Here is a 22,755-nt window from a genome sequence, read left to right as displayed (position 1 = left end):
TAATGAAAATAATTCAGAATATGACTCAGTATTAACATTAGCGAAGGTTGTTAATTTCACTTTTTAAGTCATATCCTTTGTCTGTAACGATGGCTTCAAGAATTTCGACCCTTTGTTGTAATGACTCAAGCTTATCCAGTCGGGCCTCTAACGGTGTTAGGTCAACAGGTGAGACTTGCTTGCTTTTTAGCCACTCTTTAAGTAGACCAATCACTAACGCTGTAACCACAATCAAGGTAATCATTTGATATAATTGCATTAATATAAACTCCTTAAAGTTTCATAAAAGATTTATTTTAGCTGATTGTAATACCAGCGTATGATTCTATTTTAAAAAACGAGCTTACTATACTATAGTGGCCTAATTTTTCAAAAAGACGAATAAAAGACAATGGACTCCAATCTTCCCAATTCTAACTGGCAAGCTGCTAAAACTTATATGCAAACGTCTTTATCAGAAGATTTATTCCAGCTTGTTTTAGAAATTAGCCCAATTAGCCGGTTTGTGGAGGGCGTTTTTAACTCTCAAACTCAATTAGCTTGTGACATGCTTACTTGGCATGTTGCGAATAGTGACAAAATTGTTGGGTCAACAATTGATGCGCAGTTTGCTCAATTTATAGTAAAAAGTTGTGATAATGAAGCTGAGCTAATGAGGGATTTACGTTTGTTCCGCAAAGCTCATTCAGCAGCAATAGCCGTGTTAGAATTGGGGGGGCGAATTTCAATTGAGTCAAGTTCTTTACGTATTTCCATTTTAGCAGATTGTTTAATCAAAGCGGCTTATCAGTGGGCTTATTCAGAGCATCAAGCCCGTTTTGGCGCTCCTTTAAATAGTGAAGGTCACCCACAAGATCTTTTAATCGTTGGTATGGGAAAGCTTGGAGGGATGGAGTTAAATTTTTCTTCAGATATCGACCTCATCTTTTTTTATCCTGCGGAAGGAGAAACACAAAATGGGCCAAAGCGTATTGAAAACTCACGTTTTTTTAGAAGATTAAGTACCCAGCTAATACGTCTGTTAGACGAAGTAACTGAAAGTGGTTTTGTTTTTCGAGTCGATATGAGGTTAAGACCTTATGGTGATTCAGGAGCATTAGCAATGTCTTTAGCTCAAGCTGAGGAATATTACCAGGAGCAGGGGCGAGGCTGGGAACGCTTCGCTATGATTAGAGCAAGAGTGTTGACTGGCGGTCACGAAGACCAGCAAGTGTTGAATGATATTATCCGTTCTTTTTCTTTTCGACGTTACATCGATTATGGTGTTATTGAATCAATTCGAACAATGAAAGAAATGATACAGCGAGAAGTCAGGCGCAAAGGACTTAAGGATAATATTAAACTCGGTGCTGGCGGTATTAGAGAAGTTGAATTTATTGTGCAGTCATTGCAACTGATTCAAGGAGGAAGAGATAAAAGGTTACAAGAAAAAAATACGCTAAAAGTCCTGCCTTTTCTTGTTGAGAGCCAATTATTACCCAAAGAAACAGCAGACAGCCTACATTCTGCTTATCGGTTCTTACGCAGGTTAGAACACTGTATTCAAGAGTTAGCTGAAAAACAAACTCAACAGCTCCCTCAAGAGTTATCTGATCAAAATAGCCTATGCAAAGCATTGAAATTTAGTAGCTGGTTATCATTGAAGGAAACCTTGGACAAATACCAGAAGGATGTTAATCAACACTTTAACGACCTATTGGGTGAACAGCGATCTCAAGCCTTAACTCAAGATGATTTTTATCAATCATTAGCTGAAGGACATATTGAACCAGAGCAATTACTGGAAAAAACAGACAAAGACCGAAAAGAGCCATTATCGCTTGAAGTTGCCCAGTCATTTGTTCATTTAATCGCACAGTTTCTATCTGACTCTGCCGTGATTGGACTATCTTCGCGCGGGGCTAAAAGATTAAAAACTTTTTTTCCTGCTTTGCTTGCCGCCTGCTTATCCGCCGACTTACCTGAGTTAACACTTTCCAGACTATTAACTGTTTTACATGCGGTGTTAAAAAGAACCGCTTATTTAGAATTGTTGAGCGAAAACCCACCTATTTTACAGCATTTAGTTGATTTAGCTGGTCGAAGTGAGTGGGTTGTTAAACGAATATCGGCATATCCTATTTTATTTGATGAGCTGCTTTACCCAAGTAGTTTATATGAGCCATTACAAAAGGCTGATTTGAGTTCAGAGTTACAACAAATTTTACTTAGAGTAGATGAAAATGATGAAGAGGAATTGCTAGATACAGTTAGATCATTTAAGCAAATTAATGAGTTGAGAGTTGCCGCTGCTTTGTTGGCCGAGCGTCTTAGCATATCGCAGGTGAGTCGTTACCTGACTCAAATAGCAGAAGTTGTGTTACAAGCTGCAGTTAAAATTTGTTGGAATTTATTAAAGAAAAAATATGGTGTTCCTGAGTCATTAGAGTTCTCAGAACAACTAGGCTTTGCTGTTATTGGTTATGGAAAATTAGGAGGGGCTGAATTGGGCTTTGGTTCTGATCTAGATTTAGTCTTTTTGTTTAATCAATCGGTAGATGAGTCCACCAACGGACCGCGAGCTTTGAACAATAGCCGATTTTATACTCGTTTCGCTCAAAAGTTGATTCACTTTCTTTCAACTAGAACCAACCTAGGGCTGTTATATGAAGTCGATATGCGACTTAGACCATCAGGTAGTTCAGGTTTATTAGTGGGCCATATTGATGCTTATCGTGATTATCAAATGGAATCAGCCTGGACCTGGGAGCATCAAGCACTTGTTAGAGCCCGGTTTGTTGCTGGAGATCCTGCTGTGCAAGCTGAGTATGATGAAATTAGGCAGAAAGTAATGAAATTACCTCGTGATACTGAAAAGCTTAAACATGATGTGATAAGTATGAGAGCTAAAATGAGGCAACAATTAGAAACCAAACAAAGTAAGCTAATTGATTTGAAACAAGTAGCAGGAGGTTTAGTGGATATTGAGTTTTTAGCGCAGTATTTTGCTTTAGCTTACATTGGTGATAAAACTGTGCCCAGTAATATGGTTGATTGCTTAAAGCTTGCTCAACAAGAAAAAATCTTACTGGTTCAAGAAGGAAGCACTCTTATAAAGTGTTACCGCTTGTTTCGAAATAGAATGAATGAGCTTGCTTTATTGAGTAGCTTAAGTTTAGTAGATCAAAGCGAGTTCAAGAAAGAACGTGAGCAAGTGAGCCAAATCTGGAAAAAATACTTGTCTGAATAAATTTTATATAACGGTTCTTTTTAAATTGGCTACTAACCAGTGATTTTTCTATCAATAAAAATTTGAGATATTAAAAGTAAAGTTTGTATTTTAACTTTCTGAGTTAAAAATAGAGAGTAAAGTCGTTCATATTGTTAGAAATCAGTTTTTTTAAAAAGGTTTGTGTCAGGACTGGTATAGATTCTATTTTAAGGTAAAATAGAATTTGTAATAAAATTTTAGCGGCAACCTGCCCTAGATAGAAAAACATTTTTCAAAGGCATTAACGCAATGGATACTAACCAAAAGACTCATAAACAAGTTATCAAAGTTAGCAAAGATGCATTACCTGCTTGTTGTCCTCCTAAAGACCAAGAACACTGGAACTTACACCCTAGAGTTTATCTCGATCTAAAGAATGCAGCAGGCGATGATTGCCCATATTGTGGAAATCATTTTGAGATTGAATCACATAGTCTTTAAATAGACCTCTTTTATATTTAACAGTTTATCATCTGCATGCTCGGTTGATTGCTGGCGATTGATTTTGAGAGCAAATCGGGGTTTCTCTCAGTCAGATATTATCTCGTTAATATTATTTACACTTTTACAGATGTTAGTTGTTAGGTTTTGAGGCACAATATTCCAGCAGCACAGCAGCACAGCAGCACAGCAGCACAGCAGCACAGCAGACAGCAACCTTTACTTGCTTTAAATAAGCATAAAGTTCGTCACATTATTAGCCATTTTTATTGAGGCCAACATGAGTTTAAAAAAGTCCGCATTCATTGGAATTACTATTGTTTTAGTTGGTATTTTAATAATAGCAGTGATGGTTGCTAATAAACCAGAACCCCCGAAAAAACCTGTAAAAGATGTTTTTCCTTTGGTTGAGGTCATTTCTCCTGAGGCTAAGCCTACTACCTTTGAAGTTGAAGCGCATGGTGTTGTTATGCCAAGAACTGAAACAACCTTAGTTTCGGAAGTGTCAGGTGTCATTCAGCAGGTATCTGATAAATTTGTAGTGGGTGGATTTTTTCGTCAAGGAGAAATTTTACTACAAATAGAAGCAACGGATTATGAAGTGGGTGTTGAGCAAGCAAAAGCCAGACTAGCGAGTGAACGTGCAAAACATGCCCAAGAAAAAGCCAAAGCAGAACAAGCTAAAAAAGAGTGGGACTTAACTGGCCGTTCTAGAGAAAATGCACCTATTATTGCATTGAGAGAGCCTTTTTTATTAGAGGCGAAGGCCAATGTGTTATCAGCTGAAGCCGATCTAAAAAAAGCAGAACAAAAGTTAGCTCGTACTGTTATAAGAGCTCCTTATGATGGCATGGTCAAAGTTAAGTCGGCTGATGTCGGACAATTTGTTGCAACGGGCACACAGCTTGGTAGTACCTTTGCAATTGATTATGCTGAGGTCAGGCTACCGCTGACTGATCAGGATTTAGCCTTTATTGAAGTGCCTGATTGGAAAAATAATAACATAGAGTCTAAGGTTGTTTTGACGGCAAATTATGCGGGTGAAAAACGATTATGGAAAGGCAAACTTGTTCGTATGGAAGGGGTCGTGGATGCACAAAGTCGAGTCCACTATGTGGTGGTTAGAGTAGCCGACCCTTATGCGGTACTCAATGAGAATAATCAGGCACCACCGTTAAAAATAGGCTCATTTGTGACCGCTATCATTCAAGGTAAAAAAGAAGATAATCTCGTTAAAATTCCTCGTGAAGCATTTAAAGATCTCAATAATGTTCTAGTCAGTGATAAAGATAATAAGCTATATAAACGTCGGTTGGAAGTTGTTCGATCACAAGCTAATGATGTATATGTAAGAAGCGGTTTACAACAGGGTGACAGAATTGTAATGACTTCAATCGAGTCACCTGTACAAGGTATGAGTTTAAGAATTTCTGGTGAAACAGAACCTGAAAAAGTGAATTCCCCCGAAGAAAAGAAAGAGTCATACGCTCAAAAGAACCAATAGCGTTAGTGCTAATTTGATTTGCATGAGAAGATAAATATATATGTCTAGTACAACTGAAAAAGAAAAAGGTTTAATCGCATGGTTTACCTATAACCCGGTTGCGGCAAACCTATTAATGTTATTTATCATTATTGGTGGCTTTGTTTCTTACCAAATGATGACTAAGAGAATGCAGCCGGATGTACAACCTAACATGGTTAGAATTTCTGTCCCCTATTTAGGTGCTGCGCCAGTAGAGGTTGAACAAGGTGTTATTATTAAAGTTGAAGAGGCTATTCAAGATGTAAAAGGAATTAAAAGGCTCAATTCAACTGCTAGTGAAGGAATGGGAACGGTCGTTGCTGAACTTGATAATGATATTGATCTGGATGATGCCGTTAATGAAATAAAAATAAAAGTTGATTCTATTTCAACATTTCCCGGAGAAACAGAAAAGCCGGTTATTGCAAAAGTTGAGTTTTCCCAAGGTGTACTTTGGCTAAGTGTTTATGGTGATATGGATCAACGTACCCGGCAAACAATTGCTCAAGAAGTTCGTAACGAAGTTATGGCGCTACCCGAAGTTAATAAAGCGGATATTCTTGGTAGTAGGCCTTATGAAATTTCGGTAGAAATATCAGACATCACTCTGCGATCCTACGGTTTAACACTCGGTGAGGTCGCCAATAAAATTAGACAGTTTTCTGTTGATTTACCCGGTGGAGAGATTAAAACCGACGGAGGTGATATACGTCTAAGAACAATTGGACAAGCTTATTCTGAAATAGAGTTTTCTAACTTGATATTGAGAACTAATGCGGATGGAACTCGGTTGCTTCTAGGTGACATTGCTAATATTAATGATGGATTTGTTGAATCCGATGAGTATGCTCGTTTTAATGGAACAAGAGCAACGGTTATTCAAGTGCAATCTTTGGGTGAACAAAATGATATTGAGATATCTCAAGCCGTAAGAACTTATATTAAAGATAAAAATAACTCTTTACCTGAAGGTGCGAAAATTGAGCTATGGGGCGATGGCGCAACTTACCTTCAACAACGCTTAGATATGATGTTTAAAAATATGTTAATGGGAGTTGTGTTAGTCTTTATTCTGCTCACCTTATTCTTAAGGTTTAAGGTTGCATTATGGGTTCTTGTTGGAATCCCTATTTGCTTTTTTGGTGCTTTCTTGCTAATGGATAAAATGGGACCTGTTGCAACTAACATCAACTTTTTAAGCTTATTTGGTTTGATATTGGTATTAGGTATTGTTGTTGACGATGCCATCATTATTGGTGAGAGTGTTTATACTGAAATTAAAAATAATGGACACACTAAAGAGAACGTTATCAAGGGAGTGAAGCGGGTAGCTGTGCCTGCAACTTTTGGTGTGTTAACAACCATTGCTGCCTTTGCTCCTTTATTAACCCTCGATTTTATGTTTGCGCCTTTCTTTGAGGCAATTGCGGTTGTTGTTATTTTATGTTTAGTTTTTTCACTAATTGAATCTAAGTGGATTCTTCCTGCTCATTTAGCGCATATGAAATATGATGCTTACGATGAAAAAAATGTTAGTAAATTTGGAAAACTCCAACATAAAACAAGAGAAGGAATGGAGAGTTTTGCTTACAATGTTTATCAACCGTTTTTGGAAAAAGTCATCAAACATCGTTATTTAGCTCTAGTGACTTTTATTACCATATTAGTTGTGGCTATAGCGATGGTGGGGTCAGGGTTAATCAAATCAGAACCTTTTCCAACGATTCCAGGGGATATGGTTCAAGCCAGATTTACTTTAAATGAAGGATCGCCTGTTTCGGCAAGAGATAATTTAATCAAAAAAATGGAAGCGGCCATAAATAAAGTTGATACAGAGCTAACAAGAAAAAATAATGGAAACCCGATTGCACGCCATTCTTTATCTTGGACGCAAGGTGACACCGGAGGAGGCATGCTTGTTGAGTTAACTAAAGGGGAAACCCGTGATGTTGATTCAACTGAGTTTGAGCGGGCATGGCGTGATGAAGTCGGCGAAGTGGCTGGCGTAAAAGATTTACGTTTTATGTCAACAACCGGCGCAGGGGGGGATGCCGCTATTAGTTTTCGTTTGGTGGGTACTAACTATGAAAGTCTTGAAAGAGCGTCTCGTGAGTTACAGAATAAGTTAGCAGAATATGACGGCGTTTATGATATTCGAACTTCGAATAGTGCAGGAAATCAGGAAATTGAGCTACTATTAAAACCGAGCGCAGAAACTTTAGGAATTACCCTTGCCGATTTAGGAAGACAAGTTCGTCAATCTTTTTACGGTGAAGAAGCACAAAGAATCCAGCGGGGTAAAGATGAAATAAAAGTCATGGTTCGTTACCCCAAAGAAGAACGCCAATCGATTTCAAACCTTGAAAACATGCGTATTAGAACCGCTACGGGAGCATGGGTTCCATTTTCTTCTGTTGCTGAATTCAAATTGGGTAACGGAGTATCAAGCATACAAAGAGAAGATCGCAAAAGGGCTGTTTCTGTAATGGCTGATTTTAATCCTGAAGTCGTTCAGTCTAGTTTGATCACCAGCGATATTAACGATAAATTTATACCGGAACTAGTCAAAAAATACCCCGGCGTCAGCTCTGAATTAAGTGGGCAAAGTAAAGAAATGAAAGAGTTTTTTACCGAATTAGGTAACTCGATGAAATTTGCTTTTGTTCTAATCTATATTTTGTTAGCTATTCCGTTGAGATCTTATATTCAACCTTTAATGGTAATGTCAGTTATTCCTTTTGGTTTTATTGGAGCAATTGTTGGCCATTTAATTTTTGATAAAAGTTTTAGTATGATGTCGGGGTTTGGGATCATTGCTCTTTCAGGTGTTGTGGTTAATGACAGTTTAATTATGGTGGAGTTTGTTAACCGGGCAAGAAGGGAAGGGTTTAAATTAGTCGATGCTGTTCTACAGGCCGGGGCCCAACGTTTTAGAGCGATTATGCTTACATCATTAACCACTTTTTTTGGGTTGTTCCCGATTATGTTTGAAACTAGCCTTCAGGCTCAAATTATTATTCCAATGGCATTATCGCTAGCATTTGGTATTTTATTTGCCACAGTAATAACTTTATTTTTGATCCCTTGTTTGTACTTGTTGCTTGAGGATTTTAAAGGCTTTATGAGAAAAATATTCTTGAAACCTAAAAGCGATAGCCAATTAGTTTCAGATGCTTCTCCATACCAGTAATTATTATTGATATAAAGACGGTTTGAATTTAATTTAGACCGTCTTTGTTCGTTTCATTTCATTTCGAATAGTTAAGCCTTTGTTCATTGCTTTAAGTAATTTTTTTACCTCATTTAAAATAGCTTGGTTAAAAAGAGTTTGATCCGAAGAGTCAAAATAAATAAGCGCTCTGACTTTTTTTCCGGGCTTAAGAGAACAAAAAACAAAATTTGAAACTCCTTGTCGTAAAATTTCTGTTGGTAGTTTATGCCATATTTTTTTATGCTTTTCATGAGAAAAAGAGATGAAAGCTTGCTTTTCAAGAAAGCAGTTGAGTGGTATTGCTTCTTTAAAACTAAAGTCAGGTTTTATTGCTCTTTTTTTAGGATTAGCTATAGCGACTTTTGTTTGAGCATTAAAAAATTTATAGTTCACAATTAAAAAAGCAGTTCTATCGTAACCGACTATATCAATTAAACCATTTAAACCATCATGCACCAGCTCCGTTGAAGAGCGAAAGTCACCAGCATTTTTTGTCAGTTTTTTTATTAATACAGAAATACTGGATTTTTTAACGTTAGTCGTACTAGCCTGTTTTGAAGATAGTTTTTTAGCATTAATACTATTTAAGCGTTTTTTATCGACTTTTGGTTTGACTAACCAGTCGGGAAATGGAGGGCTACAGGAGTTTAATAAGTAACCTACGCCAGGATTAGGCAGTTTTGAGTCTATTAAGTTATTACTAACTTGTCGAATAGCTTGAGAGATGGCATGTTTGATTTTTTTACTATCAGCGCCGGATTGTTGCTGTATTAGCTTAAAAGTATGTTGGAAACTACGTGTATGCCAAGGTGCCAGTATGGCTCTTGCGAGACGGTTAGCCAGTACAATTAGCCAGGCTTCTTGTTTATGCCAGCTCTCTAATGATGGTGTATCATCGGAATAACCCGACTGAGTATAAGTCAGCAGCTCTTTGGGTGACGATGGTAGCTCTTTTGAATAGACTTGTTGGCACTGCTCGCTCAAATGTAACTCTTTTGCTACAGCTTGTCGCCAATCTTTTAGATTAAAACCCAGCTTCGCTTCTTCGAATAATTTCAGTCGTGTTGGACGAGTCAATTGGCGATAATAGATATGCCACATACTTTTGGGTTTTAAATACCACAGCAAAGTATCGGGCAAATAATAAAATAGGGCTGTCCAATAACGCTGATTACTCGATTGGTTTAAATGACCTAGGCTGTTAGCTAATTCGCCGGCAAGTAAACTGCTCGATAAACAAAAAGTCACTTCTTGGGATAAGTTGATTGAAGAGCTATTATTTAACTGATTAAAGCATTTTTGGGCGCCACCTAAACCAATCGTACTCATCGCATGATCAGCTGCAAATGGATGATTGCTTTTATGTTTTGTAGCTTTCCAGCCTTCAGACAATAAGTACAGGCAAAAAATAGGATCTCTTGAATATAGGTTTTTAAAAGAATCAGTGGAGCTATTAGGGTCGTCAAGTTTTAACTTAATTTGCGGCAGTTCGACAGGTAATAGTGGCTTTAATTGATAGTCTTTTAAACGTTGTTTAATTAAAGCAGATGCATCATTCATGTCTAGTTTATGGTAAAAACTCAGTATTCAGAGAATGATTAAAGTATAGTTCAGAATTTTATTATCGGAGTTGAAATTGTTTTGTTGCCCATTGTGTTCGTCCAAACAGTATGAAAACTTTCATCAAGATCAGAAAAGAGCATATTTAAGATGTTTGCAGTGTTGTTTAGTGATTGTTCCAAAGCAATATCACTTAACTGAGGCTGATGAAAAGTTTGAATATGATAAACATCAAAATGATCCGGCTGATTTAGGTTATCAACATTTTTTATCTCGAACGCTCAACCCTTTGTTAGAGCTGGTTTCCAGTGATGCGGTTGGACTCGATTTTGGCTGTGGTCCAGGTCCTGCAATTAGTGAAATGGCAAAAAAAGCAGGAATAGAAGTGTTTAATTATGATCCTTACTATAATCTCATTACAGAATATTTAGAGCGAAAATATGACTTTATCACTATGACAGAGGTTATTGAGCATATTGCAGCTCCTAAATCCGTACTCACTTTGCTGGATACTCTACTGCTTCCGAACGGGATTTTGGCCATAATGACCAAAAGAGTCATCGATCAACAAGCCTTTATTAACTGGCATTATAAGAATGATCCAACCCATATTTGCTTTTATTCTATCGATACATTCGAGTGGATTGCTCAAAAGATGAACTGGAAGTTGCAGGTGATCGACAAAGATGTGGTGTTTTTTCGCAAGGAATAATAATTTAATGTTGATTGGGGAGGTTATTTTACGTAGAATCCGACTCCGTTTAAGATATTCGGTCCGCAAGCGAAAATCTTGAACCAATCCTAAAAAATGAAGGGCCCTTAGCTCAGTTGGTTAGAGCATCCGACTCATAATCGGCAGGTCCCCCGTTCAAGTCGGGGAGGGCCCACCATTTTTCATATATCCCCAAATTTGTTTGTGTAAGCATAACTTGTCCTCACCCATCTAAAATTTGAAATGCTGGTCTATGCCTTTATGGATAAATTTTGTAAAAATTATAGCGGCGGCTTCTGGCATTTCTACGATTTAAGTAATGGTGGGTATATATCAGTTTTGATAGTGATGACACATTCAAAGTCTGTAATCCAGATAATTACTTTGACGATACCATGTCAGCAGATAGAGCAAGCATAGGGGTCAATCTTTGCGCGCTGAATGCTCTTGCTTGGGAAACCGAACAGGAAAGTATCATTTATGCTTATTACGCCCTGAGTGATTTTGTCGCGTTTCATCCAGAAAATAGAAAAATTATGCGCTTTATTGATTAAATGAAGTCTGAAATTCAGTCCCTCTACATAGAGGGACTTCTTTTTTCTAAAAAGCCCTAACGCTTGCCCTTGGGTAATTTTTGCTTTGCCTTATGAACAGCGAAGAACGTCTTCATCTTCGCATTTCTTGGGTCAACTTCACCGGGCAGAGGTTGGATTTGTTTTTCATGCTCGCTTAATATGCGTTGCGGTTTATTCTCGCTCATCTTCATCATCCTTTTCATACAGATCAGGGTCTTCGAGGAACTTTTTCATATCCCCTGATGCCAAGCCATCCGGCTCTTCTAAATCTTCTGCACCAACATTGCGTATATGTTGCTTGGCTCTTTTAATAGCATCTGCGATTGAGGTCTGCTTTTTCTTGTTACGCTGTTGGTTTATGCTTTTAACTTTATTGCTCATCATCTCATCTTACAGCCTTATATAGAGATAGTCACCTTTTGTGACATAGCGAAAACCAAAGCTTTCGTAATAGCTTTTAACGATATTATTAATCGGGTTCATCAAACGTAATTCATCCGCGCCCAGCACTTGCGTATAAGTCGATATCGCCAGAAAATTATGCTCGAACACTTTAATATCTTTGGATTTGTCTGGATTGCCTTCCAGAAAATCCAGCCGCATTTTACTGCCCCGATAGGTCGGGCGGCCAAGGCTTAAACTGGTGAGAGAGTTTCCATGCCATAGAGCCATTTCAAAGCGTTTGGGATAACGATATCTGAATGAACTATATCCCTTGAACCATTCCCAATCCACACGGCGATTAGAAGAGTAGCTCCATTTATCCGCTTGAGCTAATGCCGATTGATTAATCAATGTTGCCTTGAGTTTTCCATGCTTGCTGTGAACCAAATCTTTATTGACTTCATCCAGTACGGCTTGCCTGATTTTGGTATAACGGTTTTCGGCATCACGATGTGTGACTAGCATATGATCGCTCTCCTTAACGTATGCGAAGAAAGAGCTAGATTTTATTCAATAGACGGTTTCGATTTTTGTGACAGATGTTTGGGTTTTTGTTGTGCGTGTATGGATATTTTTATGTGTTTAAAAATCTTGATGTTCTCGGAGCATCAATTATGTGCGGGCAGGGCAGCAGGAAATATTCCTGGACTTGGTCAGTGCGGCAATGGCATTTTAATGGGCTGTCCATTTATTCGCTCTTTGCTGCTAATCTATTCATTCTTATTGGTAATCTTTTTTACTATCGAATTGAGCGTATCAAGTACCGAGTGTCCCGAAAAATCAGGTTAGTCTCAAAATAAAGAGAAGTAATGCACACAATACAATAATGAACATTGTAAAATTATACTCCTAATTCACATTTATGGATATCCGGACGTGTACCCACATATTAGACCAGAGCAGACCCATGTCGAAAAGCTGCTTGCGGAGTTTGCCAAGATAGAAAAACCAACGGCAGCCGATTTTGCAGCATTGAAAATCCGAGGGAAAATATACGATAATCTAGATAAATACCGTCTTAAAGCCGCTAAAATGTCAGAAGAGCAATTGGTAACAGAAAAACATAATTCTTCTCGCCTTGCCAAGCATATGACAAAATCTGGTGCCCCTCGGCCTTCAACTTATTGTGATTGCCATGCTATGATTTCGGGTGGAAAACCTGAAGCCATTGAAATGCGTGGAATTCTAGCGTGGTGTCAATTACGAATTGATGATCCACATAATGGTTGCTGGCTTCCCAGAGATTGGGAGCATAGAGTACATATGCCCAATTACTTGCGTAAGGCTGTACCTCATTGCCGTATACACCATATACGTTATTATCAATGGTTACGTAGTCGAATAAATGAAGCGATAATCAATACGCCAGAGCAACTTATCAATGCTTTGCGAATGGTTAGAAATGCATTACAAGCTGGTGCTGTGCCACCTAATGTTATGCCAAAAACAGGACGATAAGAAATGTTGTACAAACTTATTTTTAATGGCGAAAAATATCTTAATTTCTTTTTTGACCGTAAACAAATTAGTAGGATTTTAGGTGAGAGAACAATAAGCAATAAGGAAAAATTTATTAATTATAATCATTGCCCACGCAGCTATGTGGGAGTGTTTGATGAGTCATTAAATTTTGACTTTTCGTCTAGTGATAAAGAAGATAAAGGTAAGCCAATACCCGATATTGTTGTTGCCAGTGGCCGCTTGTTTTTAAGTCAAAAAGCTTATGATGTTTTGTATCCACTCATTAAAAATGATGGTGAATTTTTATCTGTAAATTATCAAAAAGGCGAAGGATACTTCTTTATTCCTTTGCAGGTCGCTGATGTAGATAAAAAAGTCACTATGAAAAACGAATGGGAGGATATTGTTAGTCTTGGTTTTAGTGAGGATGATGTTAAAGAATTTTCAGTTTTTCGCACTGAATATGATGCTTTTATAGGGTTATATTGCCAAGATTATATCAAGGATGCTATCGAACAAGCAGGATTGACTGGATTGTTTATCACAAATGATTTAGCGAATATTTTTGCAGAGGACCGTAGCGCAGTGTCAAAACTTAATTAATGTTAGGCGATATCGAAAGCGTTTTAATGGGCTGTCAACTTATTCGCTTTGAAGAGTGTGAACGATAAGATGAAGTCTAAATTATTACTAGTACTGTTTAGCCTGTTGGGGATAATTATTACTGCTAATTTCTATGCTGCTGATTCAGAAGCAACTATATTAGTACATGTTGAGCCTCGATATCCTCATCATGCTACAGGTGAAGGGTGGGTTAAGTTGTCCTTTGATATAAACGCTAGTGGTGAACCTGTAAATATCAAAATAATGGATGCTAATCCCAAAAGAGTGTTTGAGCGTTCAGCTAGAAAAGCACTTAGTAAATGGCGATACAAACCAGCAATCAAAGATGGAAAGCCTGTCCGGCAAATAGGTAATGAAGTTACCCTGGAATTCAAGTTAGAAGAATAAGCTTTTCGCTAGCACTCGAAACTAAAAGACTGGATATCAGCCGGAGCGACAAGTCGTCGAGTGGTGGGTTTACAAGTAAGTAATTGCGCGCTCTAACTAATTGAACTATTGATGAATTTCTGGTTTTATACAAATTCTTTGAAACCCTCCGACACCCAATCCGTAGACTTATCGAAGTGACTAATCTGTACTTCATTAAATCAAAAAAGAACTACTTAGCCCATTGGTTAAGTAGTCTTTTTCGACTATTATCTACTTATATAATCTTTACGCTCTAAGCCATATTTTTTCATTAACCTACAGAATGAGCGTCTTTCTTTTTTTGCAATAATTGCTGCTTGAGAAATGTTGCCTTTGGTATTGTTTAATGCTTGGTGCAAATATTTTTTTTCAAATTGGCTCACGACAGCTTCTTTTGCTTCATTTAAACTTTTAGGTTTGTCTTTCAGGTGATTATCCATTAAAGAATCAACAATATTAAGTACAGGTGTTCCTGATATTAAACTTGGATTATTGATAACGTCTCCTTTAGTTAGTACATAGGCGCGTGTTACAAAATTTTGCAGTTCTCTTACATTTCCTGGCCATGAATAATCTTGCATTGCAGTAACAACTTCTTCGCTGAATGTTTTGGTTGTATTACTATTGTTGATGGCAAGTTGAGCAATAAAGTACTGTGCCAAAAGTTGAATATCTTCTTCTCGATGAGTTAAAGAAGGTAGGTTAACGGTGAGCACATCCAATCTGTAATAAAGATCATCTCTAAACTTATCTTGTTTAATAAGGTTCTTGATATCTTTGTTGCTCGCAGCAATAACACGTACATCGACTTTTTTAACTGTATGACTACCAATTGCTCTTATTTCATCGTCTTGTAAAAAACGTAATAGCGCAACTTGGGCTTTTAAAGATAAGCTATCTACTTCATCAAGAAATACGGTGCCGCTATCGGCTATTTCTAATAGTCCTTTTTTGGGTTTTGTTGCTCCGGTAAAAGCGCCTTTTTCATAACCAAAGAGCTCACTTAAAATTAAATCATCATTAAATGCACCGCAGTTAATTGGAATAAAAGGTGCTGTTTTTCTATCACTTAAATAATGAATGGAGCGAGCTGTTAGCTCTTTTCCAGTGCCAGTTTCTCCTTTGATAAAAACACTGACATCGGTGGTTGCTACTAATCTAACCACTTCCATCGATTCAAGAAAGGCGGCAGAGTGGCCATAAAGTTTCTGATTAAAGAAAAAATCATCTTCTATATAATTGCTTCGAAATAAATTTCGCTGTAATATTTTTTGCTCTTGTATCAGTAATGTTTGTTGTAGTTTTTCCATTGAACAGGATAGTGGCAACATGTTGTAGTTCAATTTATCACTTAAAGTATTTGAAGATTCATTGAGTAATATAATAAATGATTCATTGTTGGCATGATGCTTTCTAAAATCGGTTGTTAAAATTTGTTGTGGAGCATCAAATACCAATAACCAGATTACAGGATGATTTTTCTGGTTTGATTTTAATGAAATTTCCGGCTTCTGTTTCGCTCTTATTCCAGCTTTAATTAATTTTTGGTAGTATGCTTTTGAATTAATATTTTTAGAGAAAAATACTAGTTGGATTTTTGTTTCTCTTAAAATTTTCATATGAATAAATATTAACATCCTTGTTTGTTAAAAAGACGAAAATCATTGTTAATAGAAAGTTATAAATTTTTTATTTTTTATACCTTGCATGTTACAAAGAAGGTTTCGGCAAACAAAAAATTGGAGTCATCAACTTACAGATATACTTCTCAAACGATGATTGTTCTATAGACAATTCGACAAGAGGTTTAATTTAATGAATGCTTTCTTTTACAGATCTAGTGCAAACTTAAAAGTATTTCCACAGAATTCCTTTTTTTCTGACATTAATTTTATTTTTTATTGAAGAAAGAGATAAATTGAACGTTTAGTCGCTTAAATAGCGGGGTTTGACAAATTTTATAAACCCACAAAGACATTGAGCTTTTATTTTCTAAAACAGCACATATATTCCACTTTCTACATTTAGGCGTCAAGTGTATAAACTGAAACTGTCGAGGCAGAACTATCCAATATTGTTTTTTAGCTGGAATAGATACCGTATTCGCTATGAGTCTTGCTCCGGGAGTATGTGCTGTACCTCCCGGATGGATATAAGAACGACCATTATCATTTCCTCTGGTCACTGTCCATGAGTTACTACTGTTCTGCCTTTAAATGATTTTGGCCTATTTACATGTATTTTTCTTTGAGATTACTTCTTGGCATTAGGGTTTTCTCTTTTTGCTAGATGGTGCTTAGCAAGATCATCGCCCTCATATAAAACTTCACCTTCACTAGTTGGTGTTCCATTAAGCCAAGTAAACCGTCCATAGTACCCTCTATCACCACTGGAATCTAAGTGTTGCTTCATTGTTCCACCAGTTCTGGTATTTTGATGACGCAACATAGATTTCAGATCATCAGCATTATAAGCTTTGCTTTTAGGGACTATATAGGTATGGATATGGGAAGCTTGACCAACAGAATCCTTTAAGTCGGAACTGACTTGTGCACCTTGAAGGTTAGATGTTAAAGAAACAAAGCCACTGTTGACGGTCATATTATCGGTATGATCGACCGCTCGAATTGCACGAGTTGTATTTTTATCGAAATGCCCATCTGCATTATTTGCAGCATGGCTTTGTCCATATGCTCCTGTATCCCCTGTTCTTGCCATGTCTGGTTTTCTAACTGTATTATGATGATCTTCACTTTGTAGTCGCTCTAACGTAACATATTCATGCGATCTAATAGCGCTGCTTATGGCTTGCTTCTTTTCATGTGAAATATTATTCGCTATTGAATGTACTGCTTGCCTCATTTCTACTGTTGAACCACCCCGTGCTGCGACTGCACGTCCTGCGAATAAACTTTTCACTTCTGGACTTGCTGGTCTTACTGGTCTTATTGGTTTTGCTTTGTCTTTGTCTGGTTTTCTATTCACTTCATTTCTCCATTAATAAAAATAGCGGCTAATAATTTTTTTAGAACTTCGAAGTCTTTCTATTTACGCTTTAGTCGCTGGCGAGCCTAGGGTTGCTGTTGGAACTGCACCATCAAATGTACTTGGTTTACTAGCACCAGTGTATTCTTCATCAATTGTTTCAAGTCTCCCAACTGATGATAAAGAGGGCGAAGCTACAACAGTCTTATACGTGTCACGCACATTTGCTTGGCTCCTATCGGGACCACTATGTTTTTTCATTACACCTGTGCGACTAATATGTTCAACGCTTCCCGCGGTAGATAATGAGGTAGCTGTCCCTGCTGATGCGTGCGAATGTACGTCAATAATGCTCCCTGATCTCATACGCGTTCTAATCACTTGTGTATTAGCGCCTAATTTTCCAACCACTTGTTCTTCTACACCCATCGCTGTTTGTACTCGTTTTAATAGAGCATCACTTTGTCTTGAACTCATTTTATATTTACTCCTGCTAACGGTTAGAAATAAACGTTGTTCAGTTTGTCTTAAACTGTTTATTTAAATTTATTGAAAGCTAAACTCCAGTTTCCAAGTGTAAATACTGAACCTACGGAACGATCCAATTTCGCTTTTTCTGCTGGAGTCGATGTTAAGCCTTTCACAATATGAATTATTTCTATTTCTTTGGTTGCTTTATCTGTAATACAACTCGCCCATGCCCTCTGCTCAATTTTTTAGGATCAAAAATCATCAAACTAAGTTTGTGAGTAGAAGCTCTATAAGAATCCATTACTGCATCTGCGAGTCCTTAATAGCACTGAGTATTACTTTAATTGTTGAGTTTTTAAGGTGCTTTGTAATCGCTACCGACCCTACCTCTGACACTTCCTGATGAGACATCGCCATAGGTTTTAGTATCCGTATCCCCTGCACGTCGTGAACCCGACGGCGTGTGCCAAGCTGGTACGGCTTCATGTGAGTGCTGTCGCTCCTTATCTGTAGTTGTTGACACGGAAGGCTGTTTTGTTACAACCGTTGGACGACCATCTGCGTATGTTGTCCTGTTCTCATATTGGTTGGTCGTTGTTTCTCTACGCCCGACTGATAACCCCCTTCTACGCGGCCCACCTTTTTCTTCTGCTTTTATAGTAAATTCTCTGGCGTAAGCAAATCCTGTAGTAACACTTGCTGTAAGTACTCTTGTTGTCGTACCTGCCTCTAGTTTTGCTTTACGTGCTGCATTTCTAGCTTGTCGTTCAGCTTGTGTTAATTTTTTTGGCATGTTTTTATCTCTTTATATTTTTCGTTGGTTCATTTAATTCAGAAAGTTAGTTTGTCAGATTTTTCAATATTATTTGTAAAGAGCATATTAGAATATGAAAAATATTCTGAATTACCGATTCTAAATCAAAGATCAGAGTCATTGATTCTTAGTTCTATTAAATTAGCCTTTTGCCCGCTGCAAAGAAGTTACTCAGATTTTCCCTCAGCACTATCATCTGATGCAGTTGACTCAAGCGGTGGATTAAACTTTTTATCAATCGGCGGTAACACCATATTGTCCAAAAAGATTTCCAGATTTTGCATAATCACTGCTTTAACTTCATCTATCGTTACTGGTTCTTCACCTTCTAATGTGCCTTGTTTCAAAAGCTCCATCAGCTCTTCAATAATAGTGGTGAGTTCTTCCTGAACTTTTTCTTTCAGTTTGGGTAAAATAATACCAAGCTGAATTCTAAGTGATATATCCGACATAGTTGAGTTTCCTTTGTCTGCTATTCGTTTAAAAAAGTGTTGATATATGGTGTTGATATAAAAGTATTGTTCTAAAAATATTTGGTTAAATTTTTCTATAAACAATTAAAAAACTATCGACTTTACTATCTGCTCAATACTCATTCATTACCCAATTAATAAGGCAACCTCTATGCCAACTCCAACTAATAAACAATAAAAAATAAACCGTTAAATATATTTAATAATTAATTCAATAAGTTAATACGATAGCCAAAATACTTTCTTCTCATAATATTTGATTTTTAAGTTTTAATTTCAACTAAGAAGACTGAGTTTTTCCCAAAAAATCCTGAGGCTAAAATGCCCACTAGGGCTATTTAGCCCTAATTTGCTTACAGCTTGCATTCTCTCTATCTGTCCAGCTGTTTTGAGCTGTTTTTACTATGGCTTTTTAGCCTCACCTTCAGCAAATCATAAAAATAAAAATATTCTTAAAAATCAATTAGATAAAAACTGGCATAGCTTTTGATAGAGAATAATTCAGAAATCAAATACGAAACTAATTCTTCACAGATAACATGGAAATTGAAAATGGCCTTAGAACCTTTAGCAGTTGAGTCAGTAGCTCCTAGAAATGTTAAATCGATAGCAAAAGAGATCAGGGTTTATTACAAAGAAAACCCGAATGCTGGTGACACTGTAGAAGGCATAGCTAGTTGGTGGATCGCCAATCAAAGGCTGAAAAGTTCAAAAGTGTTAGTCCAAAATGCTCTGGAATATTTAGTTAACCAAGGTGAGTTAGATAAAAAAGTTTTTAATGGTAGAGAAATTTATGTTCGCTCAAACCATTAACAAAATAGTTACTTGAGAAAACTGCTTAATCGTTTGTTTAAAACAAGCAATTTTAGAAAGTATTAACGACAGATAAAATTTGTTTGCAGTAAAAAAGTTATAACTAAAAACAGGTTATAATCAAGAAAGAGTTTTTTTTAACGGAGGCTAGACGTATGTCGGATAGCGTACAACATAAACTAAGTAGGGTTCGCCCACCCAGAGTTCAGATCACTTATGATGTGGAAACAGGCGGTGCGTTGGAGAAAAAAGAAATTCCATTTATTGTTGGAATTATTGCGCCGCTTTCAGGTAAATCTAAAGTGGCTGCTCCACCGATGGGGGAAAAGAAAATGGTGGAGATTGATCGAGATAACTTCAATAAGATCTGTGAATCCATTAATCCTGGCGTTGCTTTCGAAGTACCAAATACACTTTCTGAAGAAGGCGGAACAATGCCTGTAAGTGTCGAGTTTAATCATATTGATGATTTTGATCCGGTGGCGGTATTAGTGCAAATTGAACCATTAAAACAATTGTATGAAGAGAGAAGTCGTTTAAGAGATTTTATGGCGAAACTTGATGGCAATGGTAAGTTACATTCGCTGCTACTTGACATACTCACCGATGATGCAAAAAAAGACTCAATTAAAGCAGCTGTATCTGGCGCTCAGGAAGCAATTGTTGCTGCCAGAGCTCTTGATGACAAAAAAGAATCAGATGCTGCGATTTTAGCGGCTTTTGCCGATCAATTGCCTGAGGATGGAAACACCGAGATTAAAACTTTGGTGACCAAAGGTGATATGATCCTTGAAGAGAGTCAAACACCCTACGTGCTAGAATTGATTGCTGAGTTTGTTATTCAATTAGTTGAAAACTCTGATCTGTTGCCAGCAGCAGATGCTGATGAAGCGGTTAAAAATAATATTAATGTCGGCGGCATTATTACTCGTAGAATTGGCCAGAAAGATAAAAAAATTAGTCGTCAGTTAAATCATATTATTCATCACGATGACTTCCAGGCTATGGAAGCTAGTTGGAGAGGTTTACACTTTTTGGTGATGAATACCGAAACCAATACTAAGTTGAAATTGAAGTTATTAAATGCAACTTATGATGAATTATATAAAGATTTAGACAAAGCGGTTGAGTTTGATCAAAGTGCATTATTTAGACTGATTTATGAAGATGAATATGGCACTTACGGTGGCGACCCTTATAGTGTACTGGTTGGCGATTTTCAACTAGGTAGAACCGCAAAAGATATTCAATTTTTAGAAATGATGAGTGGTGTGGCGGCATCTGCACATGCACCATTTATTGCGTCGGCCTGGGCTAAACTATTTGATTTAGATGACTATGCTAATTTATATAAGCCTAGAGATTTAAGCAAAATATTTGAAAGTGCAGAGTTGATTCAATGGCGAGCGTTTAGAGAAAAAGAAGATTCTCGTTATGTCACACTGACATTACCTAAAGTCATGTTACGTATCCCTTATCATCACGAAAATAATCCTGTTGATGGTATTTATTTTGATGAAGATATGGCCGTCAATTTATTTAAGATTGATGAAGAAACGCAAGAAGAAGAACTTGATGCTAATGGTAATCCGATTATTGTTACGGAACTTGATGAAGATGGTATCACTTATGAAAAAACTCGTAAGCAAGTAGATGCTCGTAAAGTTTTATGGGGAAATCCTGCTTATATTTTAGCACAGCGTATTACTAATGCGTTTTCGCTACATGGATGGACTGCTGCAATTCGAGGTGTAGAAGGTGGTGGCCTGGTTGAAGGGTTGCCTGTTTATACTTTTGAAACAGAAGATGGTGATATCGCGCTAACTTGTCCAACTCAGGTATCAATAACTGATCGTCGCGAAAAAGAGCTGAATGATTTAGGTTTCATGGCTATTTGCCATTGTAAAGGAACCAACAAAGCTGCGTTTTTTGGTGGCCAGTCGACGAACAAGCCTAAAATGTTTTTAACTGACTCTGCGACTGTGAATGCTCAAATTTCTTCGATGTTGCCTTATGTTATGGCGGCATCCAGATTTGCTCATTATATCAAAGTTATTATGCGTGAAAAAATTGGTAGCTTTATGACCAGGCAGAATGTTCATGATTATTTGAACACCTGGATTGCTCAATATGTCTTGCTCGATGACAGCGCACCACAACACATAAAAGCAAAATTTCCTTTGCGAGAAGCTAATATTGTTGTGACGGATATACCTGGAAAAGTGGGGGCTTACAGAGCAACTGTATTTTTAAGACCGCATTTTCAGTTGGAAGAGTTATCCACTTCCATTCGATTGGTGGCAGAGTTGCCATCGTAATAAAGACGGCAGTTTAATGAAACGGTAATTTGAAATTGTGCTTGTCGAAAATGTGAAAGCGATGACTTTAATGAGGAATTTATTATGGATTTAGTACTATTAAAACCAGGATTGGCTGACTTGGCTGGTGCCAGCTTAATTGATGGTGAACTGGTTGACAAAAACGATGATATTGCCGGTTGTATTGAGCTTGTATCCATGCACTTTGGTATGAAGCAGCAGATGACTACCGATGTTAGTAATGCAGCAAGAACGTCAGGTAGACCGAATCTGAATGATATTACGGCAGTTAAGTATTTGGATAAAACATCACCTTTATTGTACAAACATTGTTTGTCTGCTACGCCCATTGACGATGGAACTGCTGATGCGCCGACTCAGATTTTTCTATGTCGCAATGTTTCCGGCGGCGGTGATGCCAGTTTGATTGGCAATATAATGACTGTGAAACTTTGGAACTGCATGATTAGTTCTGTGGAGGCGCAGTCTCACCCGAATGATATGGCAACGGAACAGATAACGTTGAATTATACAGACATTGAATGGGTTACTTCTAATCAGGATAGTCAGGCTGCGATTACCGGTAGCTTTGTATACAGTTGGAGTGTAGCGCGTAATCGAGGAGTGATGTAAGTCAAGTTTATTGGAGTAACACTAAAAAACAGTTTCA

Annotated in this window: 22 protein-coding genes and 1 tRNA gene; 13 read left to right on the top strand and 10 right to left on the bottom strand. The window is 37.4% G+C overall.

The window, feature by feature from the left end; translation table 11 throughout:
* Positions 1-37 precede the first annotated feature (37 nt).
* Positions 38-259 (bottom strand): hypothetical protein, encoded by a 222-nt coding sequence (locus ACT5E3_RS20615; protein WP_444995447.1) that lies wholly within the window; start codon positions 257-259, stop codon positions 38-40.
* A gap of 132 nt (positions 260-391) precedes the next feature.
* Here ACT5E3_RS20615 and glnE point away from each other — a divergent pair, with 132 nt between their 5' ends.
* The 4 genes from glnE (at position 392) to ACT5E3_RS20595 (ending at position 8,406) form a co-directional block, all read left to right on the top strand.
* Positions 392-3,229, top strand: coding sequence for a bifunctional [glutamate--ammonia ligase]-adenylyl-L-tyrosine phosphorylase/[glutamate--ammonia-ligase] adenylyltransferase (gene glnE, locus ACT5E3_RS20610; RefSeq protein WP_444995446.1), 2,838 nt, complete (start codon positions 392-394; stop codon positions 3,227-3,229).
* 270 nt (positions 3,230-3,499) lie between these two features.
* Positions 3,500-3,691: a zinc-finger domain-containing protein gene (locus ACT5E3_RS20605; RefSeq protein WP_444995445.1), complete on the top strand. Its 192-nt coding sequence runs from the start codon at positions 3,500-3,502 to the stop codon at positions 3,689-3,691.
* 280 nt (positions 3,692-3,971) lie between these two features.
* Positions 3,972-5,195, top strand: coding sequence for an efflux RND transporter periplasmic adaptor subunit (locus tag ACT5E3_RS20600; RefSeq protein ID WP_444995444.1), 1,224 nt, complete (start codon positions 3,972-3,974; stop codon positions 5,193-5,195).
* Positions 5,196-5,235: 40 nt separating this feature from the next.
* Complete coding sequence (locus ACT5E3_RS20595) at positions 5,236-8,406, top strand: efflux RND transporter permease subunit (RefSeq protein ID WP_444995443.1); 3,171 nt, start codon at positions 5,236-5,238, stop codon at positions 8,404-8,406.
* 33 nt (positions 8,407-8,439) lie between these two features.
* On the opposite strand, the gene ACT5E3_RS20590 is transcribed toward ACT5E3_RS20595, so the two are convergent.
* Positions 8,440-9,987 (bottom strand): hypothetical protein, encoded by a 1,548-nt coding sequence (locus tag ACT5E3_RS20590; RefSeq protein ID WP_444995442.1) that lies wholly within the window; start codon positions 9,985-9,987, stop codon positions 8,440-8,442.
* A 169-nt stretch (positions 9,988-10,156) separates the two neighbouring features.
* On the opposite strand from ACT5E3_RS20590, the gene ACT5E3_RS20585 reads away from it, so the two are divergent.
* The 3 genes from ACT5E3_RS20585 to ACT5E3_RS20575 all read left to right on the top strand — a co-directional run bounded on the left by ACT5E3_RS20585 (position 10,157) and on the right by ACT5E3_RS20575 (position 11,253).
* The gene (locus ACT5E3_RS20585; protein ID WP_444995441.1) at positions 10,157-10,699 is read left to right on the top strand and encodes a class I SAM-dependent methyltransferase; all 543 of its coding nucleotides are present in this window, start codon (positions 10,157-10,159) and stop codon (positions 10,697-10,699) included.
* Positions 10,700-10,800: 101 nt separating this feature from the next.
* A tRNA-Ile gene (locus ACT5E3_RS20580) sits at positions 10,801-10,877 on the top strand.
* Positions 10,878-11,031: 154 nt separating this feature from the next.
* Positions 11,032-11,253, top strand: a complete 222-nt coding sequence (locus ACT5E3_RS20575) for an antirestriction protein (RefSeq protein WP_444998616.1) — start codon at positions 11,032-11,034, stop codon at positions 11,251-11,253.
* Positions 11,254-11,309: 56 nt separating this feature from the next.
* On the opposite strand, the gene ACT5E3_RS20570 is transcribed toward ACT5E3_RS20575, so the two are convergent.
* From ACT5E3_RS20570 to ACT5E3_RS20560, 3 genes are read right to left on the bottom strand one after another with little or no spacing between them, the layout of a single operon-like run.
* Positions 11,310-11,459: a hypothetical protein gene (locus ACT5E3_RS20570; RefSeq protein WP_444995440.1), complete on the bottom strand. Its 150-nt coding sequence runs from the start codon at positions 11,457-11,459 to the stop codon at positions 11,310-11,312.
* Positions 11,446-11,658, bottom strand: coding sequence for a hypothetical protein (locus tag ACT5E3_RS20565; RefSeq protein ID WP_444995439.1), 213 nt, complete (start codon positions 11,656-11,658; stop codon positions 11,446-11,448). The genes ACT5E3_RS20570 and ACT5E3_RS20565 overlap by 14 nt, the downstream gene beginning before the upstream one ends.
* 6 nt (positions 11,659-11,664) lie before the next feature.
* Entirely contained in the window at positions 11,665-12,183 is a 519-nt protein-coding gene (locus tag ACT5E3_RS20560; RefSeq protein ID WP_444995438.1) for a hypothetical protein, read from the bottom strand.
* Between the two features lie 411 nt (positions 12,184-12,594).
* Between ACT5E3_RS20560 and ACT5E3_RS20555 the strand changes: the two genes are divergently transcribed.
* The 3 genes from ACT5E3_RS20555 (at position 12,595) to ACT5E3_RS20545 (ending at position 14,190) form a co-directional block, all read left to right on the top strand.
* Positions 12,595-13,176: an AHH domain-containing protein gene (locus tag ACT5E3_RS20555; protein WP_444995437.1), complete on the top strand. Its 582-nt coding sequence runs from the start codon at positions 12,595-12,597 to the stop codon at positions 13,174-13,176.
* A gap of 3 nt (positions 13,177-13,179) precedes the next feature.
* Positions 13,180-13,782 (top strand): hypothetical protein, encoded by a 603-nt coding sequence (locus ACT5E3_RS20550; protein ID WP_444995436.1) that lies wholly within the window; start codon positions 13,180-13,182, stop codon positions 13,780-13,782.
* 69 nt (positions 13,783-13,851) lie between these two features.
* Positions 13,852-14,190 carry an energy transducer TonB gene (locus ACT5E3_RS20545; RefSeq protein ID WP_444995435.1) on the top strand — a complete coding sequence of 113 codons (339 nt, stop codon included), beginning with the start codon at positions 13,852-13,854 and terminating at the stop codon, positions 14,188-14,190.
* 248 nt (positions 14,191-14,438) lie between these two features.
* Here ACT5E3_RS20545 and ACT5E3_RS20540 read toward each other — a convergent pair whose 3' ends face one another.
* From ACT5E3_RS20540 to ACT5E3_RS20520, 5 genes are all read right to left on the bottom strand, one after another.
* Entirely contained in the window at positions 14,439-15,830 is a 1,392-nt protein-coding gene (locus ACT5E3_RS20540; protein ID WP_444995434.1) for a sigma-54 interaction domain-containing protein, read from the bottom strand.
* A 634-nt stretch (positions 15,831-16,464) separates the two neighbouring features.
* Entirely contained in the window at positions 16,465-17,196 is a 732-nt protein-coding gene (locus tag ACT5E3_RS20535) for a hypothetical protein (protein WP_444995433.1), read from the bottom strand.
* A gap of 63 nt (positions 17,197-17,259) precedes the next feature.
* A complete protein-coding gene (locus ACT5E3_RS20530) occupies positions 17,260-17,673 on the bottom strand; it encodes a hypothetical protein (RefSeq protein ID WP_444995432.1) in 414 nt (137 codons plus the stop codon).
* 349 nt (positions 17,674-18,022) lie between these two features.
* Complete coding sequence (locus ACT5E3_RS20525; RefSeq protein ID WP_444995431.1) at positions 18,023-18,460, bottom strand: hypothetical protein; 438 nt, start codon at positions 18,458-18,460, stop codon at positions 18,023-18,025.
* Between the two features lie 188 nt (positions 18,461-18,648).
* Positions 18,649-18,933 carry a hypothetical protein gene (locus ACT5E3_RS20520; RefSeq protein ID WP_444995430.1) on the bottom strand — a complete coding sequence of 95 codons (285 nt, stop codon included), beginning with the start codon at positions 18,931-18,933 and terminating at the stop codon, positions 18,649-18,651.
* A 573-nt stretch (positions 18,934-19,506) separates the two neighbouring features.
* Between ACT5E3_RS20520 and ACT5E3_RS20515 the strand changes: the two genes are divergently transcribed.
* The 3 genes from ACT5E3_RS20515 (at position 19,507) to ACT5E3_RS20505 (ending at position 22,718) form a co-directional block, all read left to right on the top strand.
* On the top strand, positions 19,507-19,767 hold the full coding sequence (locus ACT5E3_RS20515) for a hypothetical protein (protein WP_444995429.1): 261 nt from the start codon (positions 19,507-19,509) through the stop codon (positions 19,765-19,767).
* Positions 19,768-19,922: 155 nt separating this feature from the next.
* Entirely contained in the window at positions 19,923-22,085 is a 2,163-nt protein-coding gene (gene tssC, locus ACT5E3_RS20510; protein WP_444995428.1) for a type VI secretion system contractile sheath large subunit, read from the top strand.
* Positions 22,086-22,169: 84 nt separating this feature from the next.
* Positions 22,170-22,718: an Hcp family type VI secretion system effector gene (locus ACT5E3_RS20505; RefSeq protein ID WP_444995427.1), complete on the top strand. Its 549-nt coding sequence runs from the start codon at positions 22,170-22,172 to the stop codon at positions 22,716-22,718.
* The last annotated feature ends 37 nt before the right edge of the window (positions 22,719-22,755 follow it).

The sequence above is a fragment of the Aliikangiella litoralis genome, from assembly GCF_052495765.1.
This window is presented reverse-complemented; position numbering and strand designations above follow the sequence as displayed.